This is a genomic window from Pseudomonas peli, from assembly GCF_900099645.1.
Taxonomy (GTDB): domain Bacteria; phylum Pseudomonadota; class Gammaproteobacteria; order Pseudomonadales; family Pseudomonadaceae; genus Aquipseudomonas; species Aquipseudomonas peli.
The window spans coordinates 583392-602555 of record NZ_FMTL01000001.1 but is presented as its reverse complement, the minus strand read 5'-3'; the positions used below and the strand labels follow the sequence as shown (position 1 = coordinate 602555).

Annotated in this window: 23 protein-coding genes; 19 read left to right on the top strand and 4 right to left on the bottom strand. The window is 58.6% G+C overall.

Features of this window, described 5'->3' with window-relative positions; all coding sequences use genetic code 11:
• Window positions 1-85 precede the first annotated feature (85 nt).
• From BLO50_RS03000 to BLO50_RS02980, 5 genes are read left to right on the top strand one after another with little or no spacing between them, the layout of a single operon-like run.
• On the top strand, window positions 86-691 hold the full coding sequence (locus tag BLO50_RS03000) for a CoA pyrophosphatase (protein ID WP_090248583.1): 606 nt from the start codon (window positions 86-88) through the stop codon (window positions 689-691).
• A gap of 19 nt (window positions 692-710) precedes the next feature.
• Window positions 711-1235 carry a gamma carbonic anhydrase family protein gene (locus BLO50_RS02995; RefSeq protein WP_090248580.1) on the top strand — a complete coding sequence of 175 codons (525 nt, stop codon included), beginning with the start codon at window positions 711-713 and terminating at the stop codon, window positions 1233-1235.
• The gene (locus tag BLO50_RS02990; RefSeq protein WP_090248579.1) at window positions 1235-1426 is read left to right on the top strand and encodes a DUF1289 domain-containing protein; all 192 of its coding nucleotides are present in this window, start codon (window positions 1235-1237) and stop codon (window positions 1424-1426) included. The genes BLO50_RS02995 and BLO50_RS02990 overlap by 1 nt, the downstream gene beginning before the upstream one ends.
• Before the next feature lie 27 nt (window positions 1427-1453).
• Window positions 1454-2635, top strand: coding sequence for a formate-dependent phosphoribosylglycinamide formyltransferase (purT, locus tag BLO50_RS02985; RefSeq protein ID WP_090248577.1), 1182 nt, complete (start codon window positions 1454-1456; stop codon window positions 2633-2635).
• A complete protein-coding gene (locus BLO50_RS02980; RefSeq protein WP_244152833.1) occupies window positions 2632-3372 on the top strand; it encodes an SGNH/GDSL hydrolase family protein in 741 nt (246 codons plus the stop codon). Before purT ends, BLO50_RS02980 begins: the two co-directional genes overlap by 4 nt.
• On the opposite strand, the gene BLO50_RS02975 is transcribed toward BLO50_RS02980, so the two are convergent.
• Both BLO50_RS02975 and BLO50_RS02970 read right to left on the bottom strand, forming a co-directional pair.
• A complete protein-coding gene (locus BLO50_RS02975; protein ID WP_090248575.1) occupies window positions 3338-4627 on the bottom strand; it encodes an HlyC/CorC family transporter in 1290 nt (429 codons plus the stop codon). The genes BLO50_RS02980 and BLO50_RS02975 overlap by 35 nt on opposite strands.
• 18 nt (window positions 4628-4645) lie before the next feature.
• Window positions 4646-5446: a cytochrome C assembly family protein gene (locus BLO50_RS02970; protein ID WP_090248574.1), complete on the bottom strand. Its 801-nt coding sequence runs from the start codon at window positions 5444-5446 to the stop codon at window positions 4646-4648.
• A gap of 156 nt (window positions 5447-5602) precedes the next feature.
• Here BLO50_RS02970 and ffh point away from each other — a divergent pair, with 156 nt between their 5' ends.
• The 6 genes from ffh (at window position 5603) to BLO50_RS02940 (ending at window position 9751) form a co-directional block, all read left to right on the top strand.
• Window positions 5603-6976, top strand: a complete 1374-nt coding sequence (ffh, locus tag BLO50_RS02965) for a signal recognition particle protein (protein ID WP_090248572.1) — start codon at window positions 5603-5605, stop codon at window positions 6974-6976.
• A gap of 253 nt (window positions 6977-7229) precedes the next feature.
• Complete coding sequence (gene rpsP, locus BLO50_RS02960; RefSeq protein WP_090239277.1) at window positions 7230-7481, top strand: 30S ribosomal protein S16; 252 nt, start codon at window positions 7230-7232, stop codon at window positions 7479-7481.
• A gap of 5 nt (window positions 7482-7486) precedes the next feature.
• On the top strand, window positions 7487-8023 hold the full coding sequence (gene rimM / locus BLO50_RS02955) for a ribosome maturation factor RimM (RefSeq protein WP_090248571.1): 537 nt from the start codon (window positions 7487-7489) through the stop codon (window positions 8021-8023).
• A 5-nt stretch (window positions 8024-8028) separates the two neighbouring features.
• On the top strand, window positions 8029-8781 hold the full coding sequence (gene trmD, locus BLO50_RS02950) for a tRNA (guanosine(37)-N1)-methyltransferase TrmD (RefSeq protein ID WP_090248569.1): 753 nt from the start codon (window positions 8029-8031) through the stop codon (window positions 8779-8781).
• Between the two features lie 40 nt (window positions 8782-8821).
• The gene (gene rplS, locus BLO50_RS02945; protein ID WP_090248568.1) at window positions 8822-9172 is read left to right on the top strand and encodes a 50S ribosomal protein L19; all 351 of its coding nucleotides are present in this window, start codon (window positions 8822-8824) and stop codon (window positions 9170-9172) included.
• Between the two features lie 174 nt (window positions 9173-9346).
• Window positions 9347-9751 carry an acyl-CoA thioesterase gene (locus BLO50_RS02940; RefSeq protein WP_090248566.1) on the top strand — a complete coding sequence of 135 codons (405 nt, stop codon included), beginning with the start codon at window positions 9347-9349 and terminating at the stop codon, window positions 9749-9751.
• A gap of 22 nt (window positions 9752-9773) precedes the next feature.
• On the opposite strand, the gene BLO50_RS02935 is transcribed toward BLO50_RS02940, so the two are convergent.
• A complete protein-coding gene (locus BLO50_RS02935) occupies window positions 9774-10451 on the bottom strand; it encodes a cyclic di-GMP-binding domain-containing protein, MshE-related (RefSeq protein ID WP_090248565.1) in 678 nt (225 codons plus the stop codon).
• A gap of 223 nt (window positions 10452-10674) precedes the next feature.
• Here BLO50_RS02935 and xerD point away from each other — a divergent pair, with 223 nt between their 5' ends.
• The 6 genes from xerD to BLO50_RS02905 all read left to right on the top strand — a co-directional run bounded on the left by xerD (window position 10675) and on the right by BLO50_RS02905 (window position 16398).
• Entirely contained in the window at window positions 10675-11571 is an 897-nt protein-coding gene (gene xerD / locus BLO50_RS02930) for a site-specific tyrosine recombinase XerD (protein WP_090248563.1), read from the top strand.
• Window positions 11572-11664: 93 nt separating this feature from the next.
• Window positions 11665-12390, top strand: a complete 726-nt coding sequence (gene dsbC / locus BLO50_RS02925) for a bifunctional protein-disulfide isomerase/oxidoreductase DsbC (RefSeq protein ID WP_090248562.1) — start codon at window positions 11665-11667, stop codon at window positions 12388-12390.
• Between the two features lie 112 nt (window positions 12391-12502).
• Window positions 12503-13807 carry a homoserine dehydrogenase gene (locus BLO50_RS02920; protein WP_090248560.1) on the top strand — a complete coding sequence of 435 codons (1305 nt, stop codon included), beginning with the start codon at window positions 12503-12505 and terminating at the stop codon, window positions 13805-13807.
• 65 nt (window positions 13808-13872) lie between these two features.
• Window positions 13873-15282, top strand: a complete 1410-nt coding sequence (gene thrC, locus BLO50_RS02915; RefSeq protein ID WP_090248559.1) for a threonine synthase — start codon at window positions 13873-13875, stop codon at window positions 15280-15282.
• A gap of 89 nt (window positions 15283-15371) precedes the next feature.
• Entirely contained in the window at window positions 15372-15548 is a 177-nt protein-coding gene (locus BLO50_RS02910) for a ribosomal protein L7/L12 (RefSeq protein ID WP_208597414.1), read from the top strand.
• 115 nt (window positions 15549-15663) lie between these two features.
• Window positions 15664-16398, top strand: a complete 735-nt coding sequence (locus BLO50_RS02905; protein WP_167354420.1) for a substrate-binding periplasmic protein — start codon at window positions 15664-15666, stop codon at window positions 16396-16398.
• Window positions 16399-16421: 23 nt separating this feature from the next.
• Here the strand turns inward: BLO50_RS02905 and BLO50_RS02900 are convergent, their stop codons facing one another.
• Window positions 16422-17621, bottom strand: coding sequence for a CaiB/BaiF CoA transferase family protein (locus tag BLO50_RS02900; RefSeq protein ID WP_090248554.1), 1200 nt, complete (start codon window positions 17619-17621; stop codon window positions 16422-16424).
• 259 nt (window positions 17622-17880) lie between these two features.
• Between BLO50_RS02900 and BLO50_RS02895 the strand changes: the two genes are divergently transcribed.
• Window positions 17881-18444 carry a rhomboid family intramembrane serine protease gene (locus tag BLO50_RS02895; protein ID WP_090248553.1) on the top strand — a complete coding sequence of 188 codons (564 nt, stop codon included), beginning with the start codon at window positions 17881-17883 and terminating at the stop codon, window positions 18442-18444.
• Between the two features lie 94 nt (window positions 18445-18538).
• Window positions 18539-19078, top strand: a complete 540-nt coding sequence (locus tag BLO50_RS02890; protein WP_090248551.1) for a YaeQ family protein — start codon at window positions 18539-18541, stop codon at window positions 19076-19078.
• The last annotated feature ends 86 nt before the right edge of the window (window positions 19079-19164 follow it).

Genomic DNA, 19164 nt, shown 5'->3' with positions numbered 1-19164 from the left:
ATGATTGCCGCTGCTGGCGCAGGGCTTGGGCCGTGCGCTGCTTTCGTGCCATGATCGAACGCAGAATAAAAGACCGAGAATCCTCATGCTGGACGAGTTGCTCCATCGCATGCGTGGCTATAGCCCGCACATTCTGCAGACTGACAAGCGCTACCCTGAGGCCGCAGTGCTGGTGCCCATCACCCGCAGCGATGAGCCGGAAGTGGTACTGACCTTGCGCGCCAGCGGTTTGTCTACCCATGGTGGTGAAGTGGCGTTTCCCGGTGGTCGGCGTGATCCGGAAGATGCCGATCTGGTCGAGACCGCTTTGCGCGAGGCTGAAGAGGAAATTGGCTTGCCGCCGGGTTTGGTCGAGGTGGTAGGGCCGCTCAGTACCCTGGTGTCGCGCCACGGTATTAAGGTCACCCCTTATGTCGGCCTGGTGCCGGACTTTGTCGAGTACAAGCCTAACGACGGTGAGATTGCCGCCGTATTTGCCGTGCCGCTGGCGTTCTTTCGCGACGATCCGCGGGAAACCACCCACCGTATCGATTACCTCGGGCGCAGCTGGTATGTGCCGAGTTACCGCTATGGCGAATATAAAATCTGGGGGCTGACGGCGATTATGCTGGTCGAGTTGGTCAACCTGGTGTTCGACGATGTGCATATCGATATGCACCAGCCGCCCGAGCACTTTATCAAGCTCACCTGAGCTTATTGAGGAAGCATCCATGAAATACCGCCTGGGTTCGTCCCACGTCGAGGCCCATGCCGACAGCTGGGTTGCACCGAATGCCACCCTGGTCGGCAAGGTCAAACTGGAGCCGGGTGCCAGCGTGTGGTTCAACGCCGTGCTGCGCGGTGACAACGAGCTGATTCATATCGGCGAGAACAGCAATGTGCAGGACGGTACCGTGATGCACACCGACATGGGCTTTCCACTGAATATCGGCACTGGGGTGACCATTGGCCATAACGCCATGCTGCACGGTTGCACGGTGGGTGATTACAGCCTGATCGGCATCAATGCGGTGATCCTCAATGGCGCGAAAATCGGTAAGTACTGCATCATCGGCGCCAACAGCCTGATCGGTGAAGGCAAGGAAATTCCCGACGGCTCGCTGGTTATGGGCTCGCCCGGCAAGGTGGTGCGCGAGCTGTCCGAACCGCAGAAGAAGATGCTCGAAGCCAGCGCCGCCCATTACGTGCACAACGCCCAGCGCTATGCCCGTGATCTGCAGGAGCAGGACGACTGATGCAATCGCAGGAACGTCCCGTTGCCTCGCCCTGCGTGCATGTCTGCGCGCTGGATGATGAAGATATCTGTATCGGTTGCCAGCGCACGGTCGCCGAAATCACCCGCTGGAGTCTGATGGATAACGCTGAACGCCGTGATGTGTTGGTTCAGTGTCATGAGCGGGCTAAGGCCAAAGGCATTCTGCTGTAACTTTCTTGATCAGTTTGAGGATTCACCATGCCCCGTATCGGAACCCCTTTGTCGCCGAGCGCGACCCGTGTGCTGTTGTGTGGCTCTGGCGAGCTGGGCAAGGAAGTGGTGATCGAACTGCAACGCCTTGGTGTCGAGGTGATTGCCGTTGACCGTTACGCGAACGCGCCGGCCATGCAGGTGGCGCATCGCAGCCATGTGATCAATATGCTCGATGGCGCAGCCCTGCGCGCGGTGATCGAGCTGGAGCAGCCGCACTATATCGTTCCGGAAATCGAGGCCATTGCCACCGCGACCCTGGTCGAGCTGGAGAATGAAGGTTTCACCGTCATCCCCAGTGCCCGCGCTGCGCAGCTGACCATGAACCGTGAAGGCATCCGCCGTCTGGCTGCCGAAGAGCTGGGTCTGCCGACCTCGCCTTATCGGTTTGCCGACTCCTTTGAGGAATGTCGCGCGGCTGTTGAGGCGATTGGTTTTCCCTGCCTGATCAAACCGATCATGAGCTCTTCCGGCAAGGGCCAGTCGGTGCTTAAAAGCCTGGATGATCTGCAAGCTGCCTGGGATTACGCCCAGGCCGGTGGCCGTGCCGGCAAGGGACGGGTGATCGTCGAGGGCTTTATCGATTTTGATTATGAAATCGCCTTGCTTACCGTGCGCCACAGTGGTGGCACCACCTTCTGCGCGCCTGTTGGCCATCGTCAGGTCAAGGGCGACTACCAGGAGTCCTGGCAGCCGCAGCCGATGAGCGCCAAGGCTCAGGCCGAGGCTGAGCGCATCGCCCTGGCGGTTACCGAGTCGCTGGGTGGGCGTGGGCTGTTTGGTGTGGAACTGTTCGTCAAAGGTGATCAGGTGTGGTTCTGCGAAATCTCGCCGCGCCCGCACGACACCGGCTTGGTCACTCTGATTTCCCAGGATCTGTCCGAGTTTGCCCTGCATGCGCGGGCGATTCTCGGGCTGCCGATTCCGGCGATTCGTCAGTTCGGGCCGTCGGCTTCTGCGGTGATATTGGTCGAGGGCGAGTCGCAGCAGGTCAGCTTCGGCAATCTGGCGGCAGCTCTAGCTGAACCGGATACCGCTTTGCGCCTGTTCGGCAAGCCGGAAGTTAGCGGCCAGCGCCGTATGGGTGTGGCGCTTGCGCGGGATGAATCATTGCAAGCTGCGCGGGCCAAGGCCACGCGTGCGGCGCAGGCGGTTAAGGTCGAGCTGTGAATGCGCTGCGCGCCTATGCCTGGTGGCTAGGCTTGGCGCTGCTGGCGCCGATTGCCTTGCCGCTGGCAGTACGCACGCGGCGCAACGCGCTGCGTTTACCTCCAGCCGCAGGGTTGTTGAGCGGCGTGGCAGGCGCGGATTTACCGGGCGAGCCATTGCGCCTTTTAGTGCTGGGCGAGTCGACCGTAGTTGGCGTCGGTGTGGATGAGCTGGACGCCGCGCTGGTCGGGCAGCTAGCTACTGCTCTGGCTGCGCGTTGCGGTCATCCGGTTGCCTGGAGGGCGTGCGGCGAGAACGGCATTACCGCCGCGCAGGCCCATGAGCGGCTGCTGCCGCAGGTGCTGGATCAGTCCTTTGATCTGGCGCTACTGGTCTTCGGCGTCAATGACACCACCCACCTGACCTCATTGCCACGCTGGGACGCCGCACTCGGCGGTATGGCTGAAGCGTTGGCTGCGCGCGGCACTCGGGTGGCGTTTAGCAGTGTGCCGCCGCTGCAGCATTTCAGCGCCTTGCCCTGGCTGCTGCGGCGGTTACTTGGTATGCGCGCAGGCTTGCTGGATGCGCGCCTGCGCCAGCTAGCGGCAAGCCTGGGGGCAGGGCATCACGCGGTTGAGCTGGAGTTTTCCGCCGAGTACCTGGCGCGTGATGGTTATCACCCATCAGGCCTAGGCTATCGCGTGTGGGCGCAGGGGCTGGCCGTCAGTCTTGCGCCGGCGGCTCGGTGTGCGCCTTAGGCTTGGTTTGCCAGGCGCGCACGCTTTTTACCCGATTTTCTGACGACTGCAGAATCTCCAGGCGATAAGGGCCGATCTTCAGGCACACGGCGCTGTCGGGGATGCTTTCCAGCGCTTCGGTGACCAGGCCGTTGAGGGTTTTCGGGCCGTCGCAAGGTAAGTGCCAGTCCAGCGCTTTATTGATTTCTCGGATATAGGCGGCGCCATCGATTACTTGGGTGCCATCGTCCTGAGGATGAATATCCGGGCTGCACAGGGTGTCTTTTTTGCTGAAGTCGCCGACGATTTCTTCGAGGATGTCTTCCAGGGTAACGATGCCGATCACATCGCCATATTCATCAACAACGATGCCGATTCGGCGTTTCTGCTTCTGAAAATTGATCAGTTGGGTCGACAGCGGCGTGCCTTCGGGTACGAAGTAGGGCTCGTTGCAGGCCGCCAGTAGCGCCTCTTTACTCAGCTCGTTGTGCGTCAGCAGCCGGGCAATCTGGCGCATATGCACGATGCCTTCGATCTGATTGATATCGGTACGAAATACCGGCAGGCGCGTGTGAGTGGTGTTGGTCAGCAGGCTGATGATGCTTTCGAGGTCGTCATCGAGGTTGATGCCGGTGACTTCGTTGCGCGGAATCATGATGTCATCCACCGTCACCCGTTCAAGATCGAGGATGCCGAGCAGCATGTTCTGGCGATTTTTCGGCATGCCGGCGCCGGACTCGCGTACCACGCTGCGCAGTTCCTCGGTGGTCAGGCTGTCGTTGGTCTTGCTGGCGGGGTCGATTCCGAGCAGCCGCAGCAGGCCGTTACTGATCCAGCCGAGCAGGATAACCAATGGATAGAACAGCTTGAGTAGTACTAATAGAGGCAGGCTGAACGGATAGGCCACCGCTTCCGGGCGTAGTGCGGCCAGAGTTTTTGGGGTGATTTCACCGAAAATCAGCAGCACCAGCGTTAGCCCGATAGTGGCAATGGCTATCCCGGCCTCGCCCCAGAGTTGCAGGGCCAGCACGGTGGCGATGGAGGACGCGAGAATGTTGACGAAGTTGTTACCGATCAGAATGGTGCCAAGCAGGCGGTCTGGGCGGCTGAGCAGAGTGCTGACCCGTTTCGCGCCACGGTGGCCTTCCTTGGCCAGGTGGCGCAAGCGATAGCGATTAAGGCTGAGGATGCCGGTTTCTGAGCTGGAGAAGAACGCTGAGCAAGCCAACAGAAAAACCAGTAAGCCGATGAGGAAACTGGGGTGTAGATCGTCCACTTGTGAGGGCCCTTGGGGCTAGATGTGCAGGATGAATTCGCGAACCAGTTTGCTGCCGAAGTAGGCCAGCATCAGCAGGCAGAAGCCCGCCAGGGTCCAGCGAATGGCTTTGTGGCCGCGCCAGCCGAGTTGATGGCGGCCCCACAACAGCACGGCAAACACCACCCAGGCAAAGCACGACAGGATAGTTTTATGCGCAAGGTGCTGGGCAAACAGGTCGCTGATAAACAGCGCGCCAGACAGTAGAGAAAGTGACAGCAATCCCCAGCCGGCCCAGAGAAAGCCGAACAACAGGCTTTCCATGGTCTGTAGGGGCGGGAAGTTTTTGATCAGCCCGGACGGGTGCTTGTGCTTGAGCTGATGGTCCTGCAATAGCAGCAGCAGCGACTGGAATACAGCAATAGTCAGCATGCCGTAGGCGGTGATCGACAGCAGGATGTGCGCCAGGATGCCGGGTGCTTCATCAATGGCCTGGGTGGTGCCGCTGGGCATAAATTGCGCGAGCAGCACCGTGACAAAGCCCAGGGGAAATAGCAGCAATAGCAGGTTTTCCACCGGGATTCGCATGCAGGCCAGCAGCGTTAGCAGAATAACGGCTGCGGCAATCAGGCTGGCGGCCTTGAAGAAGTCAAGCGACAGACCACTGGCATCGAACATTTGCAGAAACAGGCTGCTGCCGTGCAGTAGCAATGCCAGTGTGCCGAGTGCAACCAGCAGGCGCTTGTTGGATGTGCTGCGCTGTTGCAGGCGCAGGCCTTGATAGAGTGCGGCTCCGGCATAGAGGCAGGCAGCGGCGAGGCTGGGTAGCAGAGGGTGCATAAATCCTTGTTAGGCAAACCCGAAAGGCGGCCAGTGTGGCATACAACCCGTATGCCACGAAAGCGTCTGGCGGTGTCGGTGCCTCGTAGTCTTCGCTATAATCTGCTACCTGTTGCAAGCCCACCCTCGGCTCGGCTGAGCCTGAAAGGAACGCGCATGTTCGAAAATCTGACTGACCGCCTTTCGCAGACCCTGCGAAATGTCACTGGCAAAGCCAAACTGAGCGAAGACAACATCAAGGACACCTTGCGTGAAGTGCGCATGGCCTTGCTCGAGGCTGACGTTGCCTTGCCGGTAGTCAAGGACTTCGTTAATAAGGTCAAAGATCGCGCGGTCGGCACCGAAGTCTCGAAGAGTCTGACCCCAGGCCAGGCGTTCGTGAAGATTGTCCGTGCCGAGCTGGAAGAGCTGATGGGCGCGGCCAACGAAGACTTGGCGTTGAATGCCGTACCGCCAGCCGTGGTGCTGATGGCAGGTCTGCAGGGTGCGGGTAAGACCACCACCGTCGGTAAGCTGGCGCGCTTCCTTAAAGAGCGCAAGAAAAAGACCGTGATGGTGGTGTCTGCCGACGTTTACCGTCCGGCGGCGATCAAGCAGCTGGAAACCCTGGCCACTGATATTGGTGTGACCTTCTTCCCCTCCGATCTCAGCCAGAAGCCGGTGGATATCGCTGAAGCGGCGATCAAGGAAGCCAAACTCAAGTTTATTGATGTAGTGATCGTCGATACCGCCGGTCGTCTGGCCATCGATGCCGAGATGATGGCGGAGATCCAGGCACTGCATGCGGCGATCAAGCCGGTCGAGACTCTGTTCGTGGTCGATGCCATGACCGGTCAGGACGCCGCCAACACCGCCAAAGCCTTTAATGATGCGCTGCCACTGACCGGTGTGGTGCTGACCAAGGTCGACGGTGATGCGCGCGGCGGTGCGGCGTTGTCGGTGCGGGCGATTACCGGCAAGCCGATCAAGTTTATCGGTATGGGTGAGAAGACCGAGGCGCTGGAACCCTTCCATCCGGATCGGATTGCTTCGCGCATTCTCGGTATGGGCGACGTACTCAGCCTGATCGAGCAGGCCGAGCAGACCCTGGATCGCGAGAAGGCCGAGAAACTCACCAAGAAGCTGAAGAAGGGCAAGGGCTTCGACCTCGAAGACTTCCGCGATCAGCTGCAGCAAATGAAAAATATGGGTGGTCTCGGCGGCTTGATGGACAAGCTGCCACAGATGGGCGGCGTCAATCTGGCCCAGATGGGCAACGCCCAAGGCGCTGCCGAGAAGCAGTTCAAACAGATGGAGGCGATCATCAACTCGATGACCCCTCAGGAGCGTCGCGATCCGGAAATCATCAGCGGCTCGCGCAAGCGCCGCATCGCCATGGGGTCCGGTACCCAGGTGCAGGATATTGGTCGTCTGATCAAACAGCACAAGCAGATGCAGAAGATGATGAAGAAATTCACTGCCAAGGGCGGTATGGCCAAGATGATGCGTGGTATGGGCGGGATGATGCCGGGCGGTCTGCCAAAAATGTAAGGAATCCGCGGCGGCAGTGATGTCGGCGCAAACCCCGCTGAGTTGGCGGGTGTTCACAGTAAACCCGCCTTTCGCGGGAGCTGATTGGCCGGTTTGGATAGCGGCCCTCTGGTAAATCTTGCTTGCACGGCCTCATGCGCCTGAAAAAGCCATTTGCAAAAATCCGGATATTCCTTAGAATATGCGGCCTTTCGGGTACCTATGCCCGCTGTGCATTTAGATTTGCAGCACCGACTACAGGAACTATGTTCACATGCTAACGATTCGTCTTGCCCTTGGCGGCTCCAAAAAGCGCCCGTTCTACAAAATCAACGTGACCGACAGCCGTAACCCACGCGACGGTTCGCACAAAGAAGAAATCGGTTTCTTCAACCCGATCGCTCGCGGTCAGGAAGTTCGTCTGTCCGTTAAACAAGATCGCCTGGCTCATTGGCTGAGCGTCGGCGCACAGCCGTCTGATCGTGTTGCTCAGCTGTTGAAGGATGCTGCTAAGGCTGCGGCCTAAGCAATATGAACGCGACGCCTGCTTCTACCGATGACTTGATCGTTATCGGCAAGATCTACTCCGTACATGGCGTTCGCGGTGAAGTGAAGGTGTATTCCTTTACTGATCCTGTTGCAAACCTGTTGGAGTACAAGACCTGGACGCTTAGGCGCGATGGCAGTGTCAAACAGGTAGAGCTGGTCAGTGGACGCGGGAGTGATAAATTCCTGGTCGCGAAGCTTAAGGGTCTCGATGACCGTGATGAAGCACGTCTTCTCGCGGGTTATGAGATCTGTGTTCCGCGCAGCCTGTTCCCTGATTTGGCCGACGGTGATTACTACTGGTACCAGCTGGAAGGTCTTAAGGTTATTGATCAAGCAGGGCAATTGCTCGGCAAGATCGATCATCTGTTTGAGACGGGTGCCAATGATGTGATGGTGGTCAAACCCTGCACCGACAGCCTGGATGGTCGTGAGCGCCTGTTGCCCTACATTGAGCAATGCGTGCTGTCGATTGACCTAAGTGCTGGCGAAATGCGGGTCGACTGGGATGCGGACTTCTAAGCCTGATGCCAAATCTGCGCGTTGAAGTCATTACGCTGTTCCCGGAAATGTTTGCCGCAATCAGTGAATACGGCATTACCAGCCGAGCGGTGAAGCAGGGTTTGTTGCAATTGACCTGCTGGAATCCGCGTAGCTATACCACAGACCGTCACCACACCGTGGATGATCGGCCTTTTGGTGGTGGCCCAGGCATGGTGATGAAGATCAAGCCGCTTGAAGATGCTTTGCTTGAGGCGAAGCGCGCTGCAGGTGGTGCGGCCAAGGTGATTTACCTATCGCCGCAAGGTCGCCAGCTGACGCAGTCAGCAGTACGCGAACTGGCTAATGAGGATGCATTGATCCTGATTGCCGGCCGCTACGAAGGCATTGATGAGCGCTTTATTGAGGCGCATGTCGATGAAGAATGGTCGATTGGGGACTACGTCCTGTCTGGCGGTGAGCTGCCGGCCATGGTGCTGATCGATGCGGTAACGCGCCTTTTGCCTGGTGCATTGGGTCATGCAAATTCGGCCGAAGAAGACTCCTTTACGGATGGCTTACTCGACTGCCCGCACTACACCCGCCCGGAGGTGTATGCGGATAAACGTGTTCCTGACGTGTTGCTTAGTGGCAACCACGAACACATCCGGCGCTGGCGTTTGCAGCAGTCCCTTGGTCGGACCTACGAACGACGCGCCGATCTTCTGGAAAGCCGCTCGCTTTCTGGAGAAGAGAAAAAGCTGCTGGAGGAATACGTCCGCCAGCGGGACGATAGTTAATGTATCGATGACCGGCCGAGGCCTGTCTTAGGAGCGCAGCATGACCAACAAGATTATTCAGCAACTTGAAGCTGAGCAGATGGGCAAAGAGATCCCAACTTTTGCACCAGGTGACACCATTGTTGTCCAGGTTAAAGTGAAAGAAGGTGACCGTCAGCGTCTGCAGGCGTTTGAAGGCGTTGTTATTGCCAAGCGTAACCGTGGTCTGAACAGTGCTTTCACTGTTCGTAAGATCTCCAACGGTGTTGGTGTAGAGCGTACTTTCCAGACTTACAGCCCGCTGGTTGATAGCCTGGCTGTTAAGCGTCGCGGTGACGTGCGTAAAGCCAAGCTTTACTACCTGCGTGACCTGTCGGGTAAAGCAGCACGCATCAAGGAAAAACTGGGCTAAGTCTCAGCTTCCTTGTAAAAAAAGCAGCCTTCGGGCTGCTTTTTTCGTTTCTGGGCCGGTGACTGGTAAGTTTTTACCCGCCTTAGCTCTGCCCATTTGGCAGCGTGAAAATAATCATAAGAACCTCCCGCAGCACAGTGGCAGCCACATCCGATTGATTCAGGCAGTAGTGGTATGACCCCGAGAGAGCAAGAAATCCTGCGGCGCATCGAGCTATCGGAAACCCGTGTGACCAAGGCGGTATTCCCGCCGACCACCAACCATCACAACACGCTGTTTGGCGGTACGGCGCTGGCCTGGATGGATGAAGTGTCGTTTATCGCCGCCACGCGCTTTTGTCGCTTGCCCTTAGTGACGGTGTCGTCTGATCGCATCGACTTCAAGCACGCGATTCCCGCCGGCTCGATCGTCGAGCTGATTGGGCGAGTGATCAAGGTCGGCAATACCAGCCTTAAAGTCGAGGTCGAGGTGTTTGTCGAAAGCATGTGCAGCGATGCCCGCGAGCGGGCAATCAGCGGCGTGTTTAGCTTTGTCGCGATTGACGGGCAGAAGAAGCCGGTGCCTGTGTTGCCAGTCTGAAGGCTGGTGTCGGCTGTCAGTTCTATTTGTGCAGGCTGATTCGCAGTGAGGCCTGCGACAGGTCGATATCGTGCAAGCTCAGGCTGCCGAAGCTTTGTCCTGGTGAGGCGCCGGCAACGCGGATGTTGTCGAAGCGCAGCTCACCAATCGAGCTCGGCAGGCGCACATTGACTGAGCCATCGGAATTGATCGCAGAGGTCAGTTTGCTGGTGTCGTACTGCACATCCTTCATCGAGGTTTCCGCCTCAAGGCTGCTCAGTACCGGCATCACCAGTTTGCTTAACTGGCCAACGGTGCCCAAGCCGTCACCGCTACCGGCTTGTAGAAACAGGCCTTGCAGCACGTCGTCCAGCCCCTGGGCGCTGACATTGCTCATTTCCATATCGCTCAGCGGGCGCAGGCCGCGCGGGGTTTCTTCCTGGCTGATGGCGCTGGGCAGGTTGCGTGGTGCATCGGCGCTGGCAATCTGGAACGGGCTGAGCAGGGCGGCGACCAGAGTGGCGGCCAGGCGCAGGTTGTTCTGTTTGCTGAGGGCCTTTTTCAGCTGGCGTTCGCTTAGCCAGCCTTGCTCGATCAGCGTTTCGCCCAGGCGTTTATGGTTGGTGAGTTGCAGTTGAATGGCCGCATCCAGCTGGCCGCGGTTAATCAGTCCTTTGTTGATCAGAACCTGACCAAGGCGTGAGTTCTGTTGGCTGGACATGCGTTGGCACCATTGTGCTGTAGTGGCGTGATGCAATCATGGTCTGCAAATGGGCATCTGTCACCCTCCCAAAGATAGGGTGACGACGGCTTTTTTCATTGGTCTCGCCACCGCTGGTCGGTTCTCTATCTACCTTCCGGTGCGGTCTTGTGTGCGTGTGCTTAACGCTGGCCCATGGCGCTGCGCTCGTGGACACTAGGGGGATATCGTTTGAGGTTTTTTGATGCCTGCTATTGATCACCCGTTGATTGACCGTTTTCTTGAGTCGCTCTGGCTCGAGAAGGGCTTGTCTGTCCATACACGCGCCGCCTATCGCAGCGATTTGGCGCTGTTCAATGGCTGGTTGCAGGCGCGTGATGTGCAGCTGGCTGACGCGGGACGTGAGCTGATTCTCGATCACCTGGCCTGGCGCCTGAATGAGGGCTACAAGGCGCGCTCTACCGCGCGCTTGCTCTCGGGTTTACGTGGTTTTTACCGGTTTCTCCTGCGTGAGCAGTTAATCAGCCGTGATCCGACCCTGCAGGTAGAGTTGCCGCAACTGGGGCGGCCCTTGCCGAAGTCGTTGTCCGAGGCCGATGTCGAGGCTCTGTTGGCCGCTCCTGAGTTGGATGATCCGATTGGTTTGCGCGACCGCGCGATGCTTGAGGTGCTCTATGCCTGTGGCTTGCGCGTGAGCGAGTTGATTGGCTTGACGTTGGAACAGGTCAATCTGCGTCAGGGCGTGTTGCGGGTGTTTGGTAAGGGCAGCAAGGAGCGCCTGGTGCCGCTGGGTGAGGAGGCGATTGCCTGGATCGAGCGTTACAGCAAAGAGGCGCGACCGTTTCTGCTGGATGGCAAACCCAGCGATGTGCTGTTTCCCAGTCTGCGCGGCGAGCAGATGACCCGCCAGACCTTCTGGTACCGCATCAAACACCAGGCCAAAGTGGCAGGGATCAGTAAAAGCCTGTCGCCCCATACGCTGCGCCATGCCTTTGCCACGCACCTGCTCAACCACGGCGCTGATTTGCGGGTGGTGCAGATGTTGCTGGGGCACAGCGATCTGTCGACCACGCAGATCTACACCCATGTTGCCCGCGCGCGGCTGCAGGAGTTGCATGCGCAGCACCACCCGCGAGGCTGAGAACGCCGTCCGGCCTGCGATGGTCGGCCTCTGTGGGCTTCTATGGTAGGCTGCGTCCATCCATTGTTAGGTCGTCTTCTGCCGGGAGTTTGTATGCGTTTTAACCGCATTGTTGTTGCATTGGCCTTGGGTCTGGCCAGCAACGTGGGCGTTGCCGCCGATGCCGATCAGGCCATTCGCAACAGCCTCAAAGCTATCGATCCGGCTCTGCCGATTGAGGCAATTGCCGAAAGTCCGATGCCCGGCGTTTATCAGGTCGAGCTGGCCGGTGGCCGGCAGCTGTACACCAGCGCCGACGGCCAGTTTCTGCTGCAGGGTTACCTGTTTCAGGTTAAGGACGGTAAGCCGGTCAACTTGACCGAAGCCGCTGAGAGCAAGGGCGTGGTCAAACTGCTGGATTCCATCCCTGCTTCGGAAATGGTGGTGTTTGCGCCTAAACAACCGAAAACCCATATAACCGTATTTACCGACACCGATTGCGGCTATTGCCAAAAGCTGCACAGTGAAGTGCCTGAGCTCAATCGTTTGGGCGTTGAAGTGCGCTACCTGGCCTTCCCGCGCCAAGGCTTGGAAAGTGAAGCGGCAAAAGAATTGTCCAATGTCTGGTGCGCTAAGGACCAGCAAGAGGCTATGAACCGTGCGAAGAGCCGTCAGGGCGTTGCGGATGCTCAGTGCGACAGCCCGGTTGCCAAGCAGTATGCCCTTGGGCAAATGATCGGGGTCAGCGGCACACCCGCCATCGTTCTGGCCAATGGCAAGATCATTCCGGGCTATCAACCAGCTCCGCAGCTGGCGAAAATTGCCCTGGAATCCAAATGATCTGAGGCATGCGCCTGATTGACTAATAAACAGCCGCTTCGTATGGTGCGGCTCTTTTCTACGGCCGGGGCTTGCTCCGGCCGTTTTACGCAGTGCAGATGGGGAGTTCAGTGTGAAACCGGTGAAAGTAGGCATCTGTGGGCTGGGTACCGTCGGTGGCGGTACGTTGAATGTACTCAAGCGAAATGCCGAGGAAATTACCCGGCGCGCAGGGCGCGGTATTGAAGTTGCCCAAATTGCTATTCGCTCGCCCAAGCCGCAGTACGACACGACCGGTATTAGCATCACCAACGATGTGTTTGAGCTGGTGAACAACCCTGAGATCGATATCGTTATCGAGCTGATCGGCGGTTACACCTTGGCCAAGGACCTGGTGCTCAAAGCCATCGAAAACGGCAAGCACGTGGTTACCGCCAACAAGGCGCTGATCGCTGTGCACGGCAATGAAATCTTTGCCAAAGCGCGTGAAAAGGGTGTGATTGTCGCTTTTGAAGCTGCTGTTGCGGGCGGTATCCCGGTGATCAAGGCTATTCGCGAAGGCCTGGCAGCCAACCGTATCAACTGGCTGGCCGGCATCATCAACGGTACTGGCAACTTTATCCTCAGCGAAATGCGCGAGAAGGGTCGCACCTTTGACGACGTGCTGGCTGAGGCGCAAGCGCTGGGGTATGCCGAAGCTGATCCGACCTTCGACGTTGAAGGCATCGATGCTGCACACAAGCTGACCATCCTGGCTTCCATCGCCTTTGGTATCCCGCTGCAGTTCGACAAGGCCTACACCGAAGGCATCACCAAGCTGACCACCGCTGACGTGAACTACGCCGAAGCGCTGGGCTATCGCATCAAGCACCTCGGCGTTGCCCGTCGTACCGACGCTGGTATCGAGTTGCGCGTACACCCGACGCTGATTCCGGCGGATCGCCTGATCGCCAACGTCAATGGCGTGATGAATGCCGTAATGGTCAATGGTGATGCCGCCGGCAGCACACTGTTCTACGGCGCTGGTGCTGGTATGGAACCGACTGCGTCTTCGGTTATCGCTGATCTGGTTGACGTAGTCCGTGCGCTGACAGCCGATCCAACCAACCGCGTGCCGCACTTGGCCTTCCAGCCCGACTCGCTGTCCGATCACCCGATACTGCCGATTGAGGCTTGCGAGAGCGCTTATTACCTGCGCATTCAGGCCAAGGATCATCCGGGTGTGCTGGCCCAGGTCGCGAGCATCCTGTCGGCACGCGGGATCAATATCGAGTCGATCATGCAGAAGGAAGTCGAGGAGCAGGACGGTCTGGTGCCGATGATCCTGGTCACCCATCGCGTGCTAGAGGCACAAATCAATGAGGCGATCAGCGCCCTTGAAGCCTTGACTGATGTGGTCGGCAGCGTTGTGCGTATCCGCGTCGAGCAGCTGAACTAATCCGCTTTTGGCCGCCGCAGCCGGGCTGCGGTGGCTCTCGAAGATTTAACCGAAGGTTTGCCCCTATGCGCTATATCAGTACCCGTGGCCAGGCACCGGCCCTGAATTTCGAAGATGTGCTGCTCGCCGGCCTGGCCAGCGATGGCGGCCTGTATGTACCGGAAAATCTGCCGCGTTTCACCCAGGAAGAAATCGCCTCCTGGGCCGGCCTGCCGTACCACGAGCTGGCCTTCAGGGTTATGCGCCCGTTCGTCACTGGCAGCATTCCGGATGCCGACTTTAAAAAGATCCTTGAAGAAACCTACGGCGGGTTTGCCCATGGCGCTGTCGCGCCGCTGCGTCAGCTGAACGGTAACGAGTGGGTGCTGGAGTTGTTTCACGGCCCCACCCTAGCGTTCAAGGATTTCGCCCTGCAGCTGCTCGGTCGTCTGCTCGATTACGTGCTGGCCAAGCGCAATGAGCGCGTAGTGATCGTGGGCGCCACTTCCGGTGATACCGGTTCGGCGGCCATCGAAGGCTGCAAGGCCTGCGATAACGTCGACATCTTCATCATGCACCCGTACAACCGTGTGTCCGAGGTGCAGCGCCGGCAGATGACCACCATCCTCGGCGACAACATCCATAACATCGCCATCGAAGGCAACTTCGATGACTGCCAGGAAATGGTTAAGGACAGCTTCGCTGATCAGGGCTTCCTCAAGGGCACCCGTCTGGTCGCAGTGAACTCGATCAACTGGGCGCGGATCATGGCCCAGATCGTTTACTACTTCCACGCAGCCCTGCAGCTTGGTGGTCCGGCGCGCTCCATCGCGTTCTCGGTACCGACTGGTAACTTCGGTGACATCTTCGCCGGCTACCTGGCGCGCAACATGGGCCTGCCGATCAGCCAGCTGATCGTCGCGACTAACCGTAACGACATCCTGCACCGCTTTATGAGCGGCAATCAGTATGTGAAGGACACCCTGCATCCGACTCTGTCGCCGTCCATGGATATCATGGTGTCGTCGAACTTCGAGCGTCTGTTGTTTGACCTGCACGGCCGTAACGGTGCGGCAATCGCCGAGCTGATGGCCAACTTCAAACAGGGCGGCGGTTTCAGTGTTGATCAGGATCGCTGGACCGAAGCACGCAAGCTGTTCGACTCCCTCGCGGTGGATGATGCGCAGACCTGCGAAACCATCACCGAGGTGTTTAACGAGTGTGGCGAGTTGCTTGATCCGCACACGGCGATTGGCGTGCGTGCTGCACGTGAGTGCCGTCGCAGCCTGGCAACGCCGATGGTCATCCTCGGTACCGCGCACCCGGTGAAATTCCCGGAAGCCGTTGAGAAGGCAGGTGTCGGTCAGGCGCCTGCCTTGCCGGCGCACCTGGCGGATCTGTTCGAGCGTGAAGAGCGCTGCACGGTACTGGCCAATGACCTGAAAACCGTACAGGGCTTTGTGGCCCAGCACGGTAATCGCGGCAAGCCGCTGTAAGCCCGGCGCTGGTCAATAAAGCCGGTACCCGCAAGGGGCCGGCTTTTTTTGTGGCTATGCTCTGGCTACTTACCGGAGAGGGGGCTGCGATGGCTGAGTCTGATCAGGATTTACCCGCGCAGGTGCTGGCCGCGCTTGAGCGTGGGCAGAAGATCGAGGCGATCAAACTGCTGCGCGAACTCAGGGGGCTGGGCTTGAAAGAGGCCAAGGATTTAGTCGAGGGCTGCGGAACGGATCGACAGATGGCAGGTGTATCGGTGGTGTAGTTGGGCGGGCATGCCGGTATCTTCTGGCTGTTGGGTTTGTTCGTGCTGGGTGCTGCAGTGGCCTGGTGGTTTGGTTTGTTTTAGCCGCAGTGTGCAGTACAGCAGAGGTAGTCGGGTGAAGGGGTTGATCAAGGCGGTTGTGCTGCTGTGCGGTTTCTCTCCTCTGGCTGGTGTCCATGCCGCCAGTTTTGATGTTGGTTTTTATAACTACCCGCCGATGATGATCGAGCAGGATAAGACCGGCATCTATCAGGATATTTTCGATGAGTTGGGCAAGCTGACGGGCGATACCTTCAACGTGCAGTACTACCCCTATCCGCGCCTTGGCCTGTTGTTTAATGGCGGGCAACTGGATATTGAGCCGGGTGTTTATCCGGGGTGGGTGCAGGGGCAGTCGACGCCTGGGGTATTTTCGGTACCGTTTGGCAAAGTGGTCGATGTCATAGTATTTGCCCCAGGCAAGGCCTTCCCGGTGGCGCGGCCTGAGGATTTGCGCGGTAAGTCAGTTGGGTTAGTGCGTGGCTATGCCTACCCAGACCTGCGAACGTTGATTGATGAGGGGCTGCTGGATCGGCGCAATGCACTGAATGAAGCGCAATTGCTGGAGATGCTGGCCAAATCGCGCTTCGATCAAATTGTGGTCAATAAGGCGATTGCGCAATACAGCCTGGCAAAGATCCCTGAGTACCGGGATCTCGAGATTGGCGATGTGATGAGTTCTTTTGATATCAGCATGCGTGTTCAGCCGCGTCATGAAGACTGGCTGGATAAGCTTGATGCGGCCATTCTGACGCTCAAGCGGCGCGGTGTAATTGACGCGATCTATGCCAGGTATGGCATTCATCTCTAACTGCGTGCTCATGAAATGGCTGATTAGATGACACCGTCGCGGCGTAAACCCGCAATCAGCTCCCCGCTGTAACCTAACCGACTCAGCACCTGTTCATTGTGCTCGCCCAGTTCCGGGCCGACCCAGTTCACCTCGCCTGGTGTGTCGCTCAGTTTGGGTACGATGCCGGGCATTTTGAAGGCTTTGCCGTCTGGCAGCTTGGCTGACAGGAGCATTTCTCGGGCGAGAAACTGCGGGTCGTGGAACATGTCCTCAGCGCTGAAAATGCGGCTGGCCGGCACTTCGGCTTGGTTCAGCGTGGTCAGCACCTGCTCAAGCGGCAGCGAGCCGACCCAGCGGTCGATCACGCCATAAATCTCGTCGCGTCGCGCATCGCGGCCGTCATTGCTGGCCAGCGTTACGTCGTCTGCCAGGTCCTGGCGGCCGATGGCCTGCATAAAGCGCTTGAAGATCGCATCGCCGTTGGCGCCTATCTGAATATGTTTGCCGTCGCTGCTGGTATGGATGGAGGAGGGCGTGATGCCGGGCATGATGTTGCCGGTGCGCTCGCGGATAAAACCGAACACATCGAACTCCGGCACCATGGACTCCATCATGGCGAAGATCGCCTCATACAGCGCCACGTCCACCACCTGGCCGCTGCCACCGTTCACTTCGCGGTGTCGCAGCGCCATCAATGCGCCGATCACGCCCCACAGTGCAGCAATTGAGTCACCAATGCTGATGCCAGTGCGCACTGGCGGGCGGTCCTCGAAACCGGTGATGTAGCGCAGCCCGCCCATGGACTCACCTACTGCGCCGAAACCCGGTTGATCTTTCATGGGCCCGGTTTGACCGAAGCCGGACAAGCGCACCATCACCAGCTTCGGGTTCAGTGCATGCAGCACGTTCCAGCCCAGGCCCAGTTTCTCCAGCACGCCGGGGCGAAAGTTCTCAATCAGAATATCCGCTTCACAAAGCAGCTTCTTCAGTACCTCACGTCCGGCCTCGTGTTTGAGGTTGAGGGTGATTGACTGCTTGTTGCGCGCCTGCACAAACCACCACAGCGACGTGCCCTCGTACAGCTTGCGCCACTTGCGCAACGGGTCACCGCCATCGGGTGATTCCACCTTAATCACCTCGGCACCAAACTCGGCGCAGATGCGCGACGCAAAAGGCCCGGCGATCAGGGTGCCGAGCTCAATCACTTTCAGGCCGGCGAGGGGTTTGTTGGGCAAGGACATGCTGTCTCCTGGGCTGTGGGGCGCGGCTAAGCCTATTGCATTGTGCGCAGTTGGGCTATCGCTCCAGGCTATTGCTGGAAGGGTGCCAGTCGCAGTGGTCAATCCGGCGCAATTTCCCCTCTGGCAAGCCCTGCGGATATCCGGCATAACGGCTCACCACCCTGATAAGTGCGATAAACACGATGATGACTGTCGAACCCTGCCTGCATAAGCACCTCTTCACCCCGCCGCAGCTGGGTTGTATGAGTGGTGAGCGTCCATGAAAACCTGGTTGCTGGTGCGTCTGCAGTTGCTGCTGGGTATCGCCTTGCTGATGCTGCTTTTGCAGGTGGGTAACAGCCTGAGCGGTTACAGCCTGAATATCTGGGGGGTGATACCGCGGCGGGTCGAATCCTTGCCGGGCATTATCTTCGCGCCCTGGTTGCATGGCGGCTGGGCGCATCTGTTGAGCAATCTCAGCGGGCTGCTGGTGCTTGGTCTGCTGGCGCTACTTGAATCGCGGCGCGACTTTATCAAGGCAAGTGTGGTGATACTGCTCGGCAGTGGCTTGTTGGTCTGGGTGTTCGGCCGCGAGGGTATCCATGTCGGAGCCAGTGGCTGGCTGTTCGGGCTTTGGTCGTTATTGCTGGCGCGTGCCTGGTTTCGCAGTAGTTGGCTGGATCTTCTGCTGGCGGTCCTGGTGCTGCTGTTGAATGGTGGCTGGGTATTCGGTCTGTTGCCGCAGCAGGGTATTTCCTTCGAATATCATCTGGCGGGCGCTCTGTGCGGTGCGCTCTACGCGGCCTGGCGCTATGCCCCGCGGCGGCGACAGCAGGGCGGTTGAATAGGGCTCTGCTCCACCGAGCGCTCGGGTTCGTTGCAGGGCTGCCTTTGCGGTAGACTTGCCGGCTTATTCGACCAGTCAAGAAGCCCCGTCCATGGCCCTGCCGTCTACCACTTACAAAATCGAGCTGAACCTCACCGACATGGACCGCAGTGTCTATGAAAACCTGCGTTTCACCGTTGCCAAGCACCCTTCGGAAACCGAAGAACGCCTGGCAGCGCGGCTCGTGGCCTATTGCCTGTTCTATCACGAGCAGCTGGCGTTCGGTCGCGGCCTGTCGGATGTGGATGAGCCGGCGTTGTGGGAAAAGAGCCTGGATGACCGTGTGCTGCACTGGATCGAAGTCGGCCAGCCAGACAGCGACCGCATCATCTGGTGCTCGCGGCGTACCGAAAAATTCAGCCTGGTGGCCTACGGCAACCTGCGCGTTTGGCAGACCAAGGCGCTCGATCCGGTGCGCAGCCTGAAAAATATCAACGTCGTCGCCCTCGACCAGGAAGCCTTGGCCAAGCTGGCGCTGGATATGCCGCGCTCGCTGAACTGGAGCGTGATGATCAGCGACGGTGAGCTGTTCGTCACCGATGAGCGTGGCCAGCATGAGCTGCCGATCGAGTGGTTGGCTGGCGAGCGCTAAGAACCTATTTGCGATCTGCTGCGCGTTGGCCCTGCTGCGTTAAAAACAGGCTCGGCAAGCCGCTTGCGGCTAACGCGCTTTAGCGC